Source organism: Pseudalkalibacillus sp. Hm43, from assembly GCF_054170705.1.
This window is the reverse complement of the sequence record NZ_CM135129.1, coordinates 1,684,178-1,701,457: the sequence shown is the minus strand read 5'-3', so window position 1 is coordinate 1,701,457 and position 17,280 is coordinate 1,684,178. Positions and strand designations below refer to the sequence as shown.

Annotated in this window: 14 protein-coding genes; 7 read left to right on the top strand and 7 right to left on the bottom strand. The window is 43.5% G+C overall.

The features are described 5' to 3' along the window. Positions 1 to 23 precede the first annotated feature (23 nt). The 3 genes from hutU to hutG are packed head-to-tail and all read left to right on the top strand — an operon-like array spanning position 24 to position 3,910. Positions 24 to 1,706 carry a urocanate hydratase gene (gene hutU / locus ACXQIQ_RS09025; protein WP_439299094.1) on the top strand — a complete coding sequence of 561 codons (1,683 nt, stop codon included), beginning with the start codon at positions 24 to 26 and terminating at the stop codon, positions 1,704 to 1,706. A 1-nt stretch (position 1,707) separates the two neighbouring features. Continuing rightward, the gene (hutI, locus tag ACXQIQ_RS09020) at positions 1,708 to 2,982 is read left to right on the top strand and encodes an imidazolonepropionase (protein WP_439299095.1); all 1,275 of its coding nucleotides are present in this window, start codon (positions 1,708 to 1,710) and stop codon (positions 2,980 to 2,982) included. Next, the gene (hutG, locus tag ACXQIQ_RS09015) at positions 2,927 to 3,910 is read left to right on the top strand and encodes a formimidoylglutamase (protein ID WP_439299096.1); all 984 of its coding nucleotides are present in this window, start codon (positions 2,927 to 2,929) and stop codon (positions 3,908 to 3,910) included. Before hutI ends, hutG begins: the two co-directional genes overlap by 56 nt. Positions 3,911 to 4,148: 238 nt before the next feature. On the opposite strand, the gene ACXQIQ_RS09010 is transcribed toward hutG, so the two are convergent. Then, complete coding sequence (locus ACXQIQ_RS09010; protein WP_439299097.1) at positions 4,149 to 4,538, bottom strand: PepSY domain-containing protein; 390 nt, start codon at positions 4,536 to 4,538, stop codon at positions 4,149 to 4,151. Between the two features lie 261 nt (positions 4,539 to 4,799). On the opposite strand from ACXQIQ_RS09010, the gene ACXQIQ_RS09005 reads away from it, so the two are divergent. Beyond that, positions 4,800 to 5,465, top strand: a complete 666-nt coding sequence (locus ACXQIQ_RS09005) for a response regulator (RefSeq protein WP_458026099.1) — start codon at positions 4,800 to 4,802, stop codon at positions 5,463 to 5,465. After that, entirely contained in the window at positions 5,449 to 6,852 is a 1,404-nt protein-coding gene (locus tag ACXQIQ_RS09000) for a sensor histidine kinase (protein ID WP_458026020.1), read from the top strand. The genes ACXQIQ_RS09005 and ACXQIQ_RS09000 overlap by 17 nt, the downstream gene beginning before the upstream one ends. Positions 6,853 to 7,008: 156 nt before the next feature. Here the strand turns inward: ACXQIQ_RS09000 and ACXQIQ_RS08995 are convergent, their stop codons facing one another. After that, positions 7,009 to 8,388 carry a Glu/Leu/Phe/Val family dehydrogenase gene (locus ACXQIQ_RS08995; RefSeq protein ID WP_439299099.1) on the bottom strand — a complete coding sequence of 460 codons (1,380 nt, stop codon included), beginning with the start codon at positions 8,386 to 8,388 and terminating at the stop codon, positions 7,009 to 7,011. Positions 8,389 to 8,679: 291 nt separating this feature from the next. Here ACXQIQ_RS08995 and ACXQIQ_RS08990 point away from each other — a divergent pair, with 291 nt between their 5' ends. Beyond that, complete coding sequence (locus ACXQIQ_RS08990) at positions 8,680 to 10,395, top strand: S8 family serine peptidase (protein ID WP_439299100.1); 1,716 nt, start codon at positions 8,680 to 8,682, stop codon at positions 10,393 to 10,395. Between the two features lie 98 nt (positions 10,396 to 10,493). Here ACXQIQ_RS08990 and ACXQIQ_RS08985 read toward each other — a convergent pair whose 3' ends face one another. Beyond that, a complete protein-coding gene (locus tag ACXQIQ_RS08985) occupies positions 10,494 to 11,513 on the bottom strand; it encodes an acyltransferase family protein (protein ID WP_439299101.1) in 1,020 nt (339 codons plus the stop codon). Positions 11,514 to 11,719: 206 nt separating this feature from the next. Between ACXQIQ_RS08985 and ACXQIQ_RS08980 the strand changes: the two genes are divergently transcribed. Then, positions 11,720 to 12,640, top strand: coding sequence for a DNA-3-methyladenine glycosylase family protein (locus ACXQIQ_RS08980; protein ID WP_439299102.1), 921 nt, complete (start codon positions 11,720 to 11,722; stop codon positions 12,638 to 12,640). A 207-nt stretch (positions 12,641 to 12,847) separates the two neighbouring features. Here the strand turns inward: ACXQIQ_RS08980 and ACXQIQ_RS08975 are convergent, their stop codons facing one another. The 4 genes from ACXQIQ_RS08975 to ACXQIQ_RS08960 form a co-directional block, all read right to left on the bottom strand. After that, positions 12,848 to 13,723 carry a peptidoglycan-binding protein gene (locus ACXQIQ_RS08975; protein WP_439299103.1) on the bottom strand — a complete coding sequence of 292 codons (876 nt, stop codon included), beginning with the start codon at positions 13,721 to 13,723 and terminating at the stop codon, positions 12,848 to 12,850. Between the two features lie 184 nt (positions 13,724 to 13,907). Next, positions 13,908 to 14,837, bottom strand: coding sequence for a polysaccharide deacetylase family protein (locus ACXQIQ_RS08970; RefSeq protein ID WP_439299104.1), 930 nt, complete (start codon positions 14,835 to 14,837; stop codon positions 13,908 to 13,910). A gap of 42 nt (positions 14,838 to 14,879) precedes the next feature. Next, positions 14,880 to 16,217 (bottom strand): glycosyltransferase family 2 protein, encoded by a 1,338-nt coding sequence (locus ACXQIQ_RS08965; RefSeq protein ID WP_439299105.1) that lies wholly within the window; start codon positions 16,215 to 16,217, stop codon positions 14,880 to 14,882. Continuing rightward, positions 16,217 to 17,128, bottom strand: coding sequence for a glycoside hydrolase family 16 protein (locus ACXQIQ_RS08960; RefSeq protein ID WP_439299106.1), 912 nt, complete (start codon positions 17,126 to 17,128; stop codon positions 16,217 to 16,219). Before ACXQIQ_RS08960 ends, ACXQIQ_RS08965 begins: the two co-directional genes overlap by 1 nt. Between the last annotated feature and the right edge of the window lie 152 nt (positions 17,129 to 17,280).

The window sequence follows — 17,280 nt, the reverse complement described above, 5'->3', positions numbered from 1 at the left end:
AATATGAAACGAGAAGTGGAGGAATGAACATGAAGAAAATTCAAGCGCCTAGAGGAACGGAATTGAATACGAAAGGCTGGGTCCAGGAAGCGGCCTTACGGATGCTAATGAACAATCTCGATCCGGAGGTTGCAGAAAACCCGGATGAACTGGTCGTTTACGGCGGAATCGGAAAAGCAGCCCGTAACTGGGAAAGCTTTGATGCAATCGTTGAATCATTAAAAACGCTCGAAAACGATGAAACGTTGATGGTCCAATCCGGAAAGCCAGTCGCGATCTTCAAGTCACACGAAAATGCACCACGGGTATTGATTGCCAACTCGAACCTCGTACCGGCATGGTCGAACTGGGAGACGTTCCGTGAACTCGAGAAAAAAGGCTTGATGATGTACGGTCAGATGACGGCAGGAAGCTGGATTTACATTGGAACGCAGGGCATCCTTCAGGGAACGTACGAAACGTTCGCAGAGGCGGCGCGTAAACATTTCGGTGGAACACTCGCCGGTACATTGACGGTCACAGCTGGTCTAGGCGGAATGGGAGGCGCGCAACCACTGGCTGTCACGATGAACGGCGGTGTCGTCATTGCAATCGAGTGTGACCCGCACCGCATCCAGCGCCGGATTGAAACGCGTTATTGTGATACGAAAGCGGATTCTCTCGACGAGGCTTTGAAACTTGCAAAAGAGGCGATGGAGAAGAAGGAACCGTTGTCGATCGCCCTACTCGGGAACGCGGCTGAAATTTTACCGGAACTCGTGAAACGTCAAGAAATCCCTCATCTCGTCACGGATCAGACATCCTCTCATGATGTGTTGAACGGCTACTTGCCGATCGGTTTTACATTAGAAGAGGGTGCAGAACTGAGAAAGCGGGATGCGGATACTTATATCGCGAAATCAAAAGCGAGCATCAAGCAGCACGTGGAAGCGATGGTCGACTTACAGAAAGCAGGAGCGGTCGTGTTCGACTACGGAAACAACATCCGACAGGTCGCGAAAGATGAAGGCTTCGAGGATGCGTTCGCCTTCCCTGGGTTCGTTCCAGCGTTCATCCGACCGATGTTCTGTGAAGGAAAAGGACCATTTCGCTGGGCGGCGTTATCAGGAAACCCAGAAGACATTTACGCGATTGATGAAGTCATCCTGAAGGAGTTCGCTCATGATGAGCACTTGTGCAAGTGGATCAAGATGGCTCAGGAGAAAGTTGCCTTCCAAGGGCTGCCGTCACGTATTTGCTGGCTCGGTTACGGAGATCGCGCGAAACTTGGAAAAATCATCAATGACATGGTTGAGAGTGGAAAAGTGAGTGCACCGATCGTCATCGGGCGTGATCATCTCGATTGTGGTTCCGTCGCGTCACCGAATCGCGAGACGGAAGCGATGAAGGATGGCAGTGACGCGATTAGTGACTGGCCAATCTTGAACGCGATGATCAATGGGGTCAACGGTGCAAGCTGGGTATCCGTCCATCACGGTGGCGGTGTCGGCATGGGTTACTCGCAGCATGCGGGTATGGTCATTGTCGCGGATGGTACGAAGAAAGCGGCAGCACGTTTGGAGCGTGTTCTGGCATCTGACCCGGGAATGGGCGTAGCACGACATGCGGATGCGGGGTATGAACTGGCAATCGACACAGCTAAAGAAAAAGGAGTCCGCATTCCGATGCTTGAAATGGAAAGTGTCAGCGAAAGGAGTGGCAAGTAATATGAAAGCAGATCTACTACTGAAAAATATCGGACAATTACTGACGATGGACGGTTCAGAAGGCATTCGAAAAGGCGAAGCGATGAAAGAAATCGGCTTGGTAGAAGATGCTGTGGTCGCTGTAGCGGACGGAAAAGTCGTCTATGTAGGACCGAAAGACGATGCGCATTCCATTGATGCTCATGAAGTCATCGACTGTGAAGGGAAACTCGTCACACCGGGACTCGTCGATCCGCACACGCATCTCGTTTTTGGCGGATCGCGTGAACATGAGCTCGCTTTGAAACAACAAGGCGTTCCGTATCTTGAAATTTTAAAACAAGGCGGCGGAATCTTGTCGACGGTCCAGGCGACGCGTGAAGCGGATGAAGAGGCGCTGTATGAAAAAGCGTCCTTCCACCTCGAGCGCATGCTGAGCTATGGCATCACGACGATGGAAGCGAAGAGCGGATATGGGTTGGACGCCGATACAGAGCTGAAGCAGCTGCGCGTCATCAAACGCTTACGTGAAACGAAGAACGCAGATATCGTATCGACTTACCTTGGTGCGCATGCGATACCGAACGAATACAAAGGCCGATCCCAGGCATTTTTAGATGAGATGGTGAAGCTGATGGAAACCGTTAAAGAAGAAGACTTGGCGGAATTCGTCGATATTTTCTGCGAGACCGGTGTGTTTACGGTTGAAGAATCTCGAGCCTATTTGAAAAAAGCGAAAGAGATGGGCTTCGACGTCAAGATTCATGCGGATGAAATCGACCCACTCGGAGGAACGGAAATGGCGTGTGAGGTCGGAGCGATCTCCGCCGATCACCTGGTCGGAGCATCTGAAGAAGGCATCCGTCAGCTCGGTGAAACGAACACGATCGCTGTGCTTTTACCAGGAACGACGTTTTACCTGAATAAAAACGAATTTGCGAAGGCGCGAGAGATGATTGAGGGCAATGCGGCCGTTGCACTGGCTACCGACTTCAATCCGGGCAGCTGTCCGACGGAAAACTTGCAGTTGATCATGAACCTCGCGGCGCTTAAATTGCGGATGACACCGGAAGAAATCTGGAACGCGGTTACGGTCAATTCAGCCTATGCGATTGGATGTGGAGAGCGGGCTGGAAAAATCAGCGAAGGTCGCCAGGCAGATCTTCTCGTATGGGACGCGCCGAACTACTTGTACATTCCGTATCATTACGGTGTGAACCATGTCCGGACTGTCATCAAGAATGGAAAAACCCTTTTTGAAAGGGGAGAGCGGGTTGGCAACGTTACCGTATCTTAAACCAGCAGGCGAAGCAGGATTCAAGGATTCAGAAGTCGTCAAAGCGCATGAAATCGTGAAAAAGTGGGACGGAGAAACGAAGGTGAAGGGCATCGGATTGTTAGGTGCACCATTATCAAAGCCGTCAATCAGTTTGTCTGGTGCGTCCCAATCACCTGGCGTAATCCGGTCGATGTTCTCCGCGCTTTCCACATATGCGATAGAAGAGGAATGCGATCTTCAAGACGAGGTGATCACGGATTTCGGTGATGTGGAAATGCATTTGACTGACATTCCGGAAAGCCACAAGCGAATCTATGAAACATTCTCTGGTGTTTTGAACGATCAGCCGGACCTGGTGCCGGTTGTGCTTGGGGGCGATCATTCGATCAGCTACCCGAGTATCAAGGCTTTTTCTGAGACTAGGAAAAAGGTAGGCATCATCCAGTTCGACGCCCATCATGACTTGCGAAATCGAGAAGACGGTGGAACCGGTAATGGAACACCTTTCCGGGCGTTGATTGAGGAAGGGATCATCCAAGGCGATCAGCTCATCCAGATTGGAATCCGAAACTTCTCGAACAGCCGCCCTTATCATGAATACGGGAAAAAACACGGTGTGACCGTCTACACGATGAAGGATGTTCGGAAAAAGGGGATTGAAGAGCTGATTCAGAAGTCGGTTGCTCAGCTGAAAGAGCATGTCGATGTCATTTATGTCTCGCTCGATATGGATGTGCTGGATCAGGCATTCGCGCCCGGATGTCCAGCAATTGGCCCAGGGGGCATGACGAGTGATGACCTCCTGGAAGGCATCCGAATGCTCGCTGCTGAACCGATGGTGCAAGGAATGGATATCGTAGAAATCGACCCGACCGTTGATTTCCGCAATATGACTACCAAACTAGCAGCTTATGTCATCCTGACGTTCATGCTGCACCGAAAATGATAGAAAAAGACCTGAAAGTGAGGGGTGGAAGCCTTCTTTCAGGTCTTTTTTCATGGGGTGAAAGCTAATTTGCTCGTATTTCCCATAAAAATGAGTGTATTTCCAATAAAAATTGAAAAATATAGACCAGAATCAAAAATTATAGCTCAGATTCAGAAATTATAGATCAGATTCAGAAAATATAGCTCAAACTGAAAAAAGAACCTGATGATTGCAATCAGGCTCTTTCCTCTATCCTTTATTTCTGTTCATCGTCCTCTTCAGACTCATCTTCGTCTTCGTCATCATCATCGTCATCGTCTTCCGCTTCTACTTCAAGAATTTCTCCAGAATTTGCATCCAGTTCGACTTCTTTTACACTTTGATCCTCTGCGGATTCGATTGTTACTTCATAGACCAGCTTGCCGTCTTCTTTTTCAATCTCCGTTTTTCCTGTCACTTTACCTGGAACTTCTTTCAGTGCTGCCTCTTCCGCTTCTTCCACCGTCAGATCCGCTTGTTTCATTAACTCGCTTTGGTTGGAATTGGCGAGTGCATCCATCCCTTTTGTACCGAACAGGATTCCTCCTCCAATTAGGAGAACAGCTAATCCGCTGATCCACATCGTTTTCTTACTGAATCGTTTCATTACAAAATACCTCCTTGAAGAATGGTTGATGTTATATTTCTAAGTCTATCAATTTGAAATGAAAAAATAAGAATAAGAAAATGAGATTTTGATGAGAAAAATTTCATCCATTTCTCATGAGTAAATTCCAAACATCCACCTGGATAAAACGTTACACTAGAAGGTAGAGAATGGTGATAGGAGGCGAGAGTCTTGAGCGCTGCTGAAAAGATTCTGATTGTAGAAGATGATTTCCACGTTGCACAATTCATCCAGCTGGAGATGAACCATGAAGGATACGAGGTAGAAGTATCAGGCGATGGGGCAAATGCCTTGGAAGTTTTCCAAAAACAGAAATTCGACCTGATCATTTTGGACTGGATGCTCCCTCATCTTAGCGGACTGGAAGTATGCCGAAGAATCCGCAAGACCAGTCAAGTGCCCATCATCTTACTGACTGCTAAGGAGGACATCGGTGATAAGATTGCAGGCTTGGATACGGGAGCGGACGACTACCTGACGAAACCGTTCGAAATTGAGGAGCTGCTCGCAAGAATCCGTGCCATTTTAAGGAGAAACGCCTTCCATCGAAATCAAGATAAAGATGAGGAACTCCTATCCATTGAGGATTTGACTGTAGATCTAAAAAAAAGAATGGTTAAACGTGGAGGGAATCTCATCGATTTGACGCAAAGAGAATTTGACCTGCTTGTCCATTTGCTTCGACATGAAGGAGAAGTGCTTAACAGGGAACAGATTCTCACGGCTGCTTGGGGTTACGACTTTATCGGTGAAACGAATGTGGTTGACGTTTACATTCGATATTTAAGAAACAAGTTAGATCGCGATTATGAAAGGACCCTCATCCATACGGTCCGAGGCATCGGCTATGTGATCCGTTCTTCGGAAGAAAGGATAAAGGCTGACACAAATGATGAACCTTTTTAGGAAAGGGGATAAAACCTCTTCGATCGTATTCCAATTTACGATTTGGCATGCCATTACTGTCGTAGGGATGATTTTAATCCTTGCCGTCACCATCCTTCTTTTTGCCGGTTACTTTTTAATGGAAGATTCAAAGCAAGAAATCACGAATGTGGAAAAAAAGATCGTGACTCAAATCGGAAACAACCCAGAATCCTTCCAACAAGCGATAGATGATACCCTTTACCCTGATTACCCGAACTACTTCGTCAAAGTCCTCACGGATGAAGGAGATTTATTGGCCAAAACTCGTGGTTGGAGTAAGGAGTTTGAAGAGGAAGTGGAGGAGGATATCTCAATCCTCGGATTCCCTCACTATATGTGGAACGATGACCGGGGTTTGTTTTACAGAGACCGCCTCACTTGGAATTCGGACGGAGTGAACGGCACGATTCTATATGAAGTCGAGCTGAATCATATAAACGAATTTCTGATCTTGCTCTTTAACATTTTCTTAGTGACATTCCTGATCAGTGTGTTCACAACACCCTTCATCATCTATCGGATGACAAAAAGAAAGCTGCAACCACTCCTTTCAATCATTCATTCGGTTAAAAAAGTGAAATCATATGCGGACTTGAAAGAACCGATTGCTGTTCCAGATACACCTAAGGAGTTGAACGATTTAGCGGAATCAATCAATATACTCCTGCACCGATTAGGAAAACAGCTAGAACGAGAGAAGAGTTTCATAGCAAATGCATCGCATGAGCTGAGAACACCCCTCACCTCATTCAACGGGTATATCAACTTGATCAAACGGTGGGGTAAGGACCAACCTGATGTGTTGGAGACATCCATAGCTGCACTAGATTCTGAGAATAATAGGATGAAGCGGTTGCTAGATCAGTTGATGACACTGGCGAAATCCGAGCAAATCGAAACTCAATTCAAAACGGTCGATCTAGTCGATATATGTAAAGCAGCCATTCAACATGTTTGGAATTCGGAGTCCGGTATTGAGCTGGTGGAAAATTATGAGAATCACGTTTTTGTCAAAGGGGATGAAGGGTTTCTTTCTCAGGTCGTCATCATTCTATTAGACAATGCTCAACGGTATTCTAGTGAGGGAGATACTGTCAAAATCCAACTTCGTCACTCGGATGGTCACGTAAAAATGAGTATCGCAGACTCTGGACCTGGCATACCTCTAGAAGATCAAGAGCGCGTTTTTGAGCGATTTTACCGTGTCGATAAAGGTCGCTCTCGAGAAATGGGGGGCACAGGGCTAGGACTCGCCATTGCCAAAGAACTCGTGGAACTACATGGTGGAGAAATTTCATTAGAAAGTGAACTTGGGGAAGGAAGTACATTCAGGGTACTACTCCCAATGAGTAAAAAGACCAATTGAGCGGTGAAAATATAGACCAGAATCGAATATTATCTGTCCAGAATCCAAATTTATGTGCCCAAAACCAAAATTATTATGCCCAAACCTAGATCTATCTCCACATAAAAAAGACCTGAGCAGAGGCATCATCCTCTCTCAGGTCTTCTTCAAATCAAATCAGTACAATTTCCCTTGTCTGTATAGAACTGTGGATAGCTTCATAACCGCGTGGATGTAACAGTTTTGACGGAGTGGGAACGGATCCCCGAAGAATTGCGGCAGGATCGTCACCATCGTTTCTTCCATCTTTTCGACCAGCTTTTCGAAGATTTGCTCTTCACTGTAAAATTGAGTTTCACGTCCTTGTACCCATTCGAAATAGGAGACGATTACACCACCAGCGTTGGCGAGAATATCCGGGACAATGATGACGCCATTGTCCGCCAGATATTTATCGGCATCACCCGTTACAGGAGCATTCGCACCTTCAACGATGATTTTCGCTTTTATCTGATCGACATTATCCTTATGGATTTGTCCTTCTAAGGCTGCCAACACCAATACATCGACGTCCATGTAGAGCACTTTTTCACGATCGAGGATCTCTGCCTTCATTTCAAGTCCAGCGAGTTCCTTTTCCGTTGTCGGTAGATCACCTTCATTGTTCGCGGTGTAATCGACAAGCGCTGGAATATCCAAGCCTTCTTCGTTGTATATCGTAACATTACGATCACTCACCGCAACGATTTTATTGTTCAGGTGTGAGCAACGATAGGCTTCCAATGCAGCGACAGACCCGACATTACCGAAGCCTTGAATCGCCATCTTCAAATCTTTCCGATCATGATTCAATGCTGTTCTAGCGAACGGATTCTCTTGTGCATCGAGCCATTCCCGGTTTTCATTCATAAAGTCATGCATCATGTAACGATAGGTGAAGTAGACGCCTTTTCCTGTCGCTTCTCTTCGGCCTAGTGAACCTCCGTTGATGATGCTCTTGCCGGTAAAACTTCCACGATACGTCGTTCCCGGACGGATGCTCTTATATTCTGCCATCATCCAGTCCATTTCACGATCACCAGTCCCCATGTCCGGAGCTGGAATGTCCTTGTCCGGACCAAGGATATCACTGAAGTAGTGGACGTACTTTTTACAAATCTGGTGGAGTTCTTTCACCTCATAATCTCGTGGATTGAGGACTACTCCGCCTTTACCGCCCCCGAACGGCACTTCATGCAGTGCATTTTTCAATGTCATGAGAGATGCGAGATTCATGACCTCTTCTTCATTGACCGATTCATGAAAACGAATACCGCCCTTATAAGGACCAAGCGTGTTGTTGTGTTGTACGCGGAATGCCGGGATTCTGACGACTTTTCCGTTCTCTAGAGCGATTCGTAAAAACGACTTATGTATGTGATTTGGCGTTGATAGAATCGCTGTCAGAGATGTAAATGCCTGTTCACGGTCTTGCTCCTTTAGATCTGGTAAAAATGACTCGTCCTCAAGTAATGCGTCCAATGAATGCTGGACGATCGAACCAAAATAACTTGCCATACCTTAACGACCTCCCCTTCATCTACTAATTACATTATAACCAAGAAATGCTTTTCATTTAAAAAGATACGGTCTGAATCATCCGACAATTCTTCCATTTTGTCGAAAAGATGGTAGACGAGCCGACTTTTAAATACTTTTAAATTCAAATAATCGTGACGTTTCACACAGATATGAAAAACAGTTACTTCCATCTATCTGCTCATTTCATCATAGGTCATTTGTATTACGATATGACTACAGAATATTTTAAACATTCGAAAAGTAAAGAAAATTGAGGGAGGAAAAAGAATGAAGAAGAAACATGTTGTCGCTTCCGCAGTGTTAGCGACGAGTATGCTCCTATCTGCAATGGGTGGAGCGAGTGGTGCCGATTTTGAAAAGAAAGTGTCAAAAAACCCGGAATTGCCTGCAGCAATGGTGAACATGAACAACAACAAGGTGTTCGACAACCTTGAATCCATGCTGAAGCAGAAATCAGAATCTGAGACGATCGACGTGATCGTCCAGTTCGATAAATCGATGGCGAGTGAGAAGGCCCACAAAGCGGTGATGAAACGCCTCGGTAAATTCAAGACAAAGCATGTCTTTTCAAACGCTTTGAACGGGGTAGCTGTCACTCTGACCAAGAAACAAATTGAAAAGCTTGAGAAACTGCCTTTCGTCAAATCCATCGAGCATGATGCTCAAATCCAAACCTTGAACGGTACAGCAAACAAATGGTTTGGAACAGAAAAAGCACGTGGTGACTTCGGTCTTACAGGAAACAGCGATGGAAACGAAAACACGTATTCAAAAGATGACCAAGTCGTAGCGGTCATTGATACCGGAATCGACGGAAACCACGTTGACTTGGATGAAGGAAAAGTCATCGGTTGGAAGGACCTGGTCAATAATCGGACAACTCCTTATGATGACAACGGACATGGTACACACGTTGCCAGTACGGTAGCAGGTGATGGAGATGGGAATCCGACTCATAAAGGTGTTGCACCTGGAGCGGCTCTTGTCGGGATAAAAGTATTGAATGCACAGGGAAGCGGAAGCATGAGTACCGTTACAGCCGGGATCGATTGGGCAGTAGCGAACAAAGATGTATATGGAATTGAAGTGTTGAGCTTGAGCCTTGGGACTTCTGGAAGCTCAGATGGGACAGACTCTACCTCTGTAGCGGTCAACAATGCAGTTGACGCAGGACTCGTCGTCACAGTTGCAGCTGGAAACGATGGACCAGGCAAGAAGACGATCGGATCTCCTGGAGCAGCAGAAAAGGCGATTACAGTCGGGGCAGGTGCTGACCTTGGAGAAGGCGGTTTCTTCCTTGCAGACTTCTCAAGTCGTGGTACAACAGCGGATGGCCGTATCAAGCCGGATATCTTTGCACCTGGCTACAACATTACAGCTGCTCAAACGAACACTTCAAGTGGCTATGTAACGTATAGTGGAACGAGTATGGCTACACCGTTCACGGCTGGTACGATTGCATTGATGCTCGATGCAAACCCAGGATTGACGCCGACTGATGTGAAAAACATCCTATCCAACACGGCTGAAGATTGGGGTCCAGCAGGTAAGGACATCGACTATGGTCATGGACGCCTGGACGGATATGAAGCGATCAAGGATGCTGGAGGCTTGAGCGGCACGAACATCGCGACTCCGAATCACTTCGCGGAGCAAGACTCTCTAGGTGGTACGGGTAGTGAAGACACGTACCAGTTCACAGTGAACAACACGAACTATCCGACAGCCGTTACGATGATCATCCCGAACTGGACAGCAAGCTGGTGGTTCGGCGGATCTCCTGACTTCGACGTTTACTTGTACGACCCATCCGGTGTACAAGTAGCGAAGGCGGAAGGAACGAAGCGTCAAGAAACACTTACGTTCACACCGACACAGACAGGAACTTACACACTGAAGGTTTCTTCTTACAGCGGCAGCGGCTCCTACTATGTTGACTTGAGCGCTGGTACGAACGGTTTGACACAGACTTCCAACCAATAATTTTGACGAAAAAAAGAGATGGTCCCAAGAGGGATCATCTCTTTTATCATGTCGAAAAACGTATTATTTCCCAGGAAAAAGATGGCTTCCGTCGTATCTTAAGATGCATCTGCTGTGTTTCTAGTACGGTTCATATATTTCTGCAGCAGATTCGTTCTCAGTTCAATCAGTGGTTGTGCAACCGTGATAATCGGTTTGGAAGCTAAGAGCAATGTGACCGCCGCTGCAAGAGCGAGGAATAACACATAGCTTCCTGTGTCCTGAATCGCATCATAGAACGGAGTGATCGAGAACAGCTTGACGACGAATCCATGTAAAAGATATACATAAAGTGTTCTTCCGCCCATATGGGTAAAGAATAGTTGACGTCTTGGTACAAGTGCCATGAAGCTGAATGTCGCGATGAACATCAATCCATACATGAGCAGTCTGATGAGAATCGCTTGTTCTGCGCCTACGCCCAACTCCTCATAAGAGGACGAAGCGAGGAGCCACTCTTTTGCCGCATCTGGAAAGAAGAAGTAATAGCTGATCAGCATACTTGCGAAAATGGCACCTGACGCGATTCGCACATCTGTACGAAGCAGCGCGTAGAAGTGTTCCTTTTTCAAGTAATAGCCCAATAAGAATACCGGGAAGAACACGAATGTTCTAGATAGGCTGAGAAACGTTCCGATATCTTGAATATAACCTGCGACAAGTCCGATCGCGAGTGCAATGACCAATGGATACTTCATGCGTGCGAACACGAAGAGCAATACATTCCAAAGCACCATACTGAGTAAGAACCACAATGTCCAGTACGGATCGAACAATGTGAATGTTTCACTACCATTTTTCACCGTATAAAAGGCGAAGTAGATCATTTGGAAAATGAAATACGGAATCAGGATTTTCTTGAAAATCTTCTTCAGATAGCCTTCCTTCAAAATGCTTTTCGAGAAGAAGCCGGCGATCAATATGAAAGCAGGCATATGGAACGTGTAGATGAAGTTGTATACTGTATATAACACATCGCTGTTTGACTTATGCGGACTGATGAAGTGTCCGAACACCACAAGAAAAATCAATATGAATTTTGCATTGTCAAAGTAATACTCACGCTTTTGTTTATTCATAATCTTAGCCTCCAAGTTGTCTGAAAAAATTTGTGCAATCATTAAAAACGAAGTATGCTGTGATTTAACATACCCCGTCAGATTATGAATCAATCGTTTGTCACCTAATTTATTCGAAATTGTCATCTGTTTTTGGACGTCTGTAAATGAGTTTTAACATCTATGCTCATTTTGTAATAAATGTAAACAAAGAAAGAGGGGTCAATATGGAAAAAACGCGCAATCTTCTATACATTCCAGGACCATTTTCGTTCGATCACACGTTCCAACGCCATCATCGGACGACCGATACATTGAAAACGATGGTCGTGAAACGGGAAGAAAACCGTTTCATTAAATGGATCCACCTTGGTGATGAAGCATTTCTTTTGGATGCATCCATTCAAAATGAAGAAGACGGAATTTCCATTCAATTGAACAGAAATGTTTCGGAAACGCAGATGGAGGCTCTTCATCACCATCTCCATCGCATGTTTGGTGTAGGAAATTCTCTGAATGCGTTTTATGAGCATTTGAAGACGAATGATAGACTGAATGGGCTGATTAAGCAGTTCCATGGCATGCGGGTGATTACGAATCCGGACCTGTTTGAAACGACAGTGGATACGATCATCGGTCAGCAAGTGAATTTAAAGTTCGCCGCTACGTTAAAAGAAAGGCTTGTCAGATTGGCGGGAGAGGTGAAGGAATACGAAGGGGATGACCTTTATCTGTTTCCTACTGCCGAAAAAGTGGCTATGCTCGATTACGAAGACCTGCGTGCGTTATCTTTCAGTCAGCGAAAATCGGAATATATCATTGATTTCGCGAGACTTGTTGCGAATGGAGAGATTGATCTGGATGCTTTGTGGGCGATGTCCAATCAAGAAATCATTGACCGTTTGCTTCCATTAAGGGGAATCGGCGTTTGGACGATCGAATGCTTGATGTTGTTCGGGCTTAACCGGGCGGATGTTTTGCCAGCTGCAGATATCGGTCTGAGAAATGCGGTGAAAATGCTTTATGGGACAGAAAAACAACCGAAAACGGAGGAAATCCGTCTGTTAGCGGAAAAAGAAGATTGGAACCCATGGGAAAGTTACATCACTTTCTATCTCTGGCAGTACTTGAATACGATGGGGAAATGAGCCGGAGTGGTGGGTTTTGTAAAAATTCGGGTTTGTTTTGGAAAAAGGGTGCTCCGTTTTAGAAAAACGGAGCTTCATTTTAGAAAAATAGGGCATGGTTTTGTAAAAACGCAGCATCGTTTTTGAAAATAGTAAGAACTACCTAAGCCAACTCCACATAAAAAGGCTGCTCCACGATCGGAGCAGCCTTTCTTTCACCTTAAACTATTAATTTAAAATTGTTACCTCAACATTTTGGCGACCAAAGTTTACTGCAGCATCTTTAGATTGCATGTAAAGATCGATGCGGTTTCCTTTGATTGCACCACCTGTATCGCCAGCAATTGCGCGACCATAACCTTCAACATATACCTCAGTTCCTAGAGGGATGACATTCGGGTCGACTGCAATCACTTTTTGATCAGGGTTTGCATTCAAGTCGATACCTGTAGCGGTTACACCTGAGCAACCATCACAATTTGCTGTATAAGCTGTCGCTTCCATCGTCATTGTTGCTTTTTCTTCATCTGCTTTTGCTGTTTCTGCTTCTTCTGGTTCAGAAGATTCTTGTGTTGTTTCTTCTTTAGCTGGTTCAGCTTTTGCTGTTTCTTTTAAGTCGAATAAAGCGGCTTTCGTTTCAGGACCTACAATTCCATCCACTACTAAACTATTATTCTGCTGGAATTTCTCAACAGCTTGTTGAGTCAACGGGCCATAGATTCCATCTACATGGTAGTTATAGAGCTTCAATTCAGCCAAGTGCTTTTGCAAGTGCTCGACTGCTTTACCTTCATCACCACGTTGGATCAATGCTGTTGCTTCTTCTAGAACATCTGCTGTTTTTTGGTCTACCGTACCTGTCGGTGTCATGTTGTAGTCTTTTTGGAAGGCTTTGACGCCTTTATGAGTGATGTCACCGAAATATCCGGTAGTTTTATGGTAATCGAAGAATCCTAGTTCTTTCAGGTCCTGTTGAATGGTGTGGACATCTTCATGCCACATGTTCTTTTTAAGGGGCTTGTCCAGTTCAGCCGCTTGAGTAGCTGTAGGTGCAAGGACAGCAGTTCCTGCTAGCGCTACAGTAAGTGCAAGTTTCTTAAACATATAGAAGGTTCCCTCCTTTGAAGTATGAACGCCTGTTTATGACGTCCCAATTGCACATTCTACTAGCTCAATATGACATGACAATAATAGTGCAGTTACATTGAGATTACGATTAGACTACAGAGGGGAGGAGGGTCTGTCATTTTTCACACAATTAAAAAAGAGGCCGAACAGAATCAGCCTCTTAATCGTTTATCTTATTTTTAAAATCAATCAGACTATCTTCAGGAAACACTTCTTTTCTGGGGATTTCATACATAGCCATCCCAGGTTTAGCATTCTTATAATTTGTAGTAAATGCCATCTTAAACCCTAACTTCTTTAGAGCTTTAATTGTTTTTTTGTCATATGCTCCAAATGGATAAGCGAAAGCGTGGTTACGCCCCTCTAAATTTTTCAAACTGTAGGCAAGATCATTTGAAATTTCTTTCCTATTTTTATGGATTAAATAGGGTGTTCCTTCTGTTGTGCGTTTATGGAAGTTATAGGTATGACTTTGGAAATCGAAAACATCACAACTCTTATTTAGTTCATCCAAACTGAAATATTGATGCTTTTCACTCTTATACGTTTTCCTATGTGTAGTTATTGCTCCAGTTATTATGAAGTTTAACGCCTTAAAGTCATACTTCTTTAAAATGGGATAAACTTCTGTGTAATTATCTTTATATCCATCATCAAAGGTTAAGAGCACGCTTTTCTTAGGGACCTTTAACCGTCCCTCCATAAACATTAGAAATTCTTTTGCGGTCAAGGTTGTATAATTTTCTTCATGTAAAAACTGCATCTGTTCAAGGAAATTTGATTTCGGTATGATTGTTTTCTTTAGATGTAGATCGTCAGTAAGATGTTCCGATACTATCTTTTTTTCCTCAATGATTCTATGATACATCAATACAGGTACCTCAATTGCTTCATTACCCTTTTGCACATCAAATTGTCGGACTTCTTCTGTCCATTCTTGGCACTCTGACAAGCCTAAGCTTTTATTCTTCGGGAATAAGTTGTCATCCGAAAAAGCTTGGACAAAATCATCGTAAAAAAGAAGGCTAATGAGACATACAAAGCAGATGAATGAAAGAATGAAAGCCATATTCACGATAATCTTTTTCATGAATCATCTCTCCTTAAGTAGCGTATCTATCTCATAAATGTTTTAGTTAAAATCTACATTCGAGCCAATACGTTTAGACACATACCAAGCCTCTTTATTTTTAAAATAGAAAATCGTGCCAGCGACAACAAACACAACACTTAACATTCGATAAGTAAGAACTTCAAAAGGAATGAACAGAAATATTCTGAGATAATTCATACCTGAATATTTTACCCCGAACCTTCTACTGACAATAATAGTTGCGATATTCTGGTAGTTTGACATCATCACAGTAATTGTAAATAAAGCTACAGCTACCATGTAGTGATCTGGATTGAGAAAAATCATTATGGGGATTAGTAGTAGTGCAAAAGAATTCAGCGTACCGAGTAATAGAGAATCAATAAGAAAAAATATGGATAATCGTATGCCAAGTTTTCTGAAGAAGGATTTTTTGAAGTAAAATACACAGTCTACAAATGCTTTTTGCCATCTAATTCTTTGATTGTATAAATCCTTAATGGTTTCGGGGCATTCTGTGTAACAAATAGCTTGTGGTATAAATAGAAGCGTATGTTGAACGTACTCTATATTGGTTTTGATTAATTGATGGAGTCTTAGGGTGATATCCATGTCTTCCCCAACAGTTTGACGAAATCCACCTATGTCATATAGAGCACCTCTTCGGAAAGCACCAAATGCTCCAGCAATTACAACGATCGATTTCAATCTAGCTTGTGTAAGCTTATGAAGGTAAAACGATGTAAAGTATTGAAGGATTTGGAAACGAATGACACCCTTTTGTTTAAAAGTAGGCTCGGGCTCTGTATCAATTCCTTTGTAACCTTGCCCAATTTGTACCATACCACCTGCTGCAATTACTTTATCATCTTCAAACGCATAATTAATGGCTTGCATTGAATCAGTGTCAAGAACGCTATCAGCATCCAGCGTAATAATGATTTTTTTTGCACTGTACTCAATTCCTGCATTTAGTGCATCTGCTTTTCCACCATTCTTTTTATCAATACAGTAGATGTTGGGAAATTGTTTGGATTGGTAAACTTCATTAATTTCTTGATGAGAAATTCTGACTGCGGGAAGCTTTTTAGACGTGGGCACTAGATGTAATTGTTGGGACAAAACTTCTAAAGTCCTATCAGTGGATCCATCATTAATAAATATGGCTTCAAAATTCGTATAGTTCAGATGTAATATACCTTTCAGGCATTGCCGTATCACTTTTTCTTCATTAAATGCTGGAACTAAAATTGAAATGCCTTTTTCCTTTTCTAAATTTGAAATCAAATTGTTTCTTGCAGTTAATAATGGATAAAAAATATATAGCATTTGGAAGAAGAGGTAAAATATGAACATTATCATTGTAATTTCTAACATTATAAACCCTCTCCCGTCTGTTGATAAACTCGAATATAGTCAACTTCAAAATATTGAGGGAAGACTGTCGTATCATCAGGACTACCAGGCCAATCACCTCCAACAGCAGTATTGACATACAGATACATTTCTTCCTGTGGAACATATTTGTCGGTTTGAAACCGTTCTACGCCATCAATGAACCATACGATTTTACTAGGTGTCCACTCAATTCCAAAGGTGTGGAAACCCTTTGAATAATCTGGGCCAAGGTGTGATTTGTATTCGGTAGCCAATTTTCCTTCTTTATCAGTCCAATGGAGAACCATCCAAGTTTCATCTGGTTTATCTCCCAGCATCTCCATAATGTCTATTTCTGGGAGCCAGACGTCATGCCGATTAGGTAACATCCAAAAAGCTGGGAATATCCCTTTTCCATAAGGAAGCTTAGCTCTCATTTCAACTTTCCCATATAGAAAACTGAATCTATCTCTTGTATGAATTGCACCAGAAGTAAAATGGCGACCCTTTTCATTCTCTTCTCTGCTCACGAGCTGTAAAAAGCCATTCTTCAGTTGCACATTTTCGGGTGAATAATATTGTAACTCATTATTTTTTTCTGCAACCCAATCTTCTTTCACCCATTTACCTCGGTGTAGTTGAGCTTGGTCAAACTCATCATGCCAAACAAGTTCCCAATCCTTATTAGCTTCATCATAATAAATTGGATCTTGTATTCTACTGTGTTGTGGAGTCAGGTTTTGAGAAACAGAGCTTTTAGAAACAAGGTCTGTAGCAAAGACAGTTTCATTATTACTTGTAATATCGAGATAATTATCACCAAGCCATTTTAGTGCGGGCACGTTCACATAAATAGCTAAACTAAAAACGATTAATAACAATATGAGTAATATTTGAAATGCTTTTTTCATTTGGACACGCCCCCGTTCCTTTAAATAGCATATTCAAAAAGTTCTTGATTAAGAACAACTGATTAAATGTATTATATAACGAACAAACATAATAGTAAAATGGTTTATTTGTTCTTTTTTACGAAATTAAGCGATTTATGTTCGTTATTAAG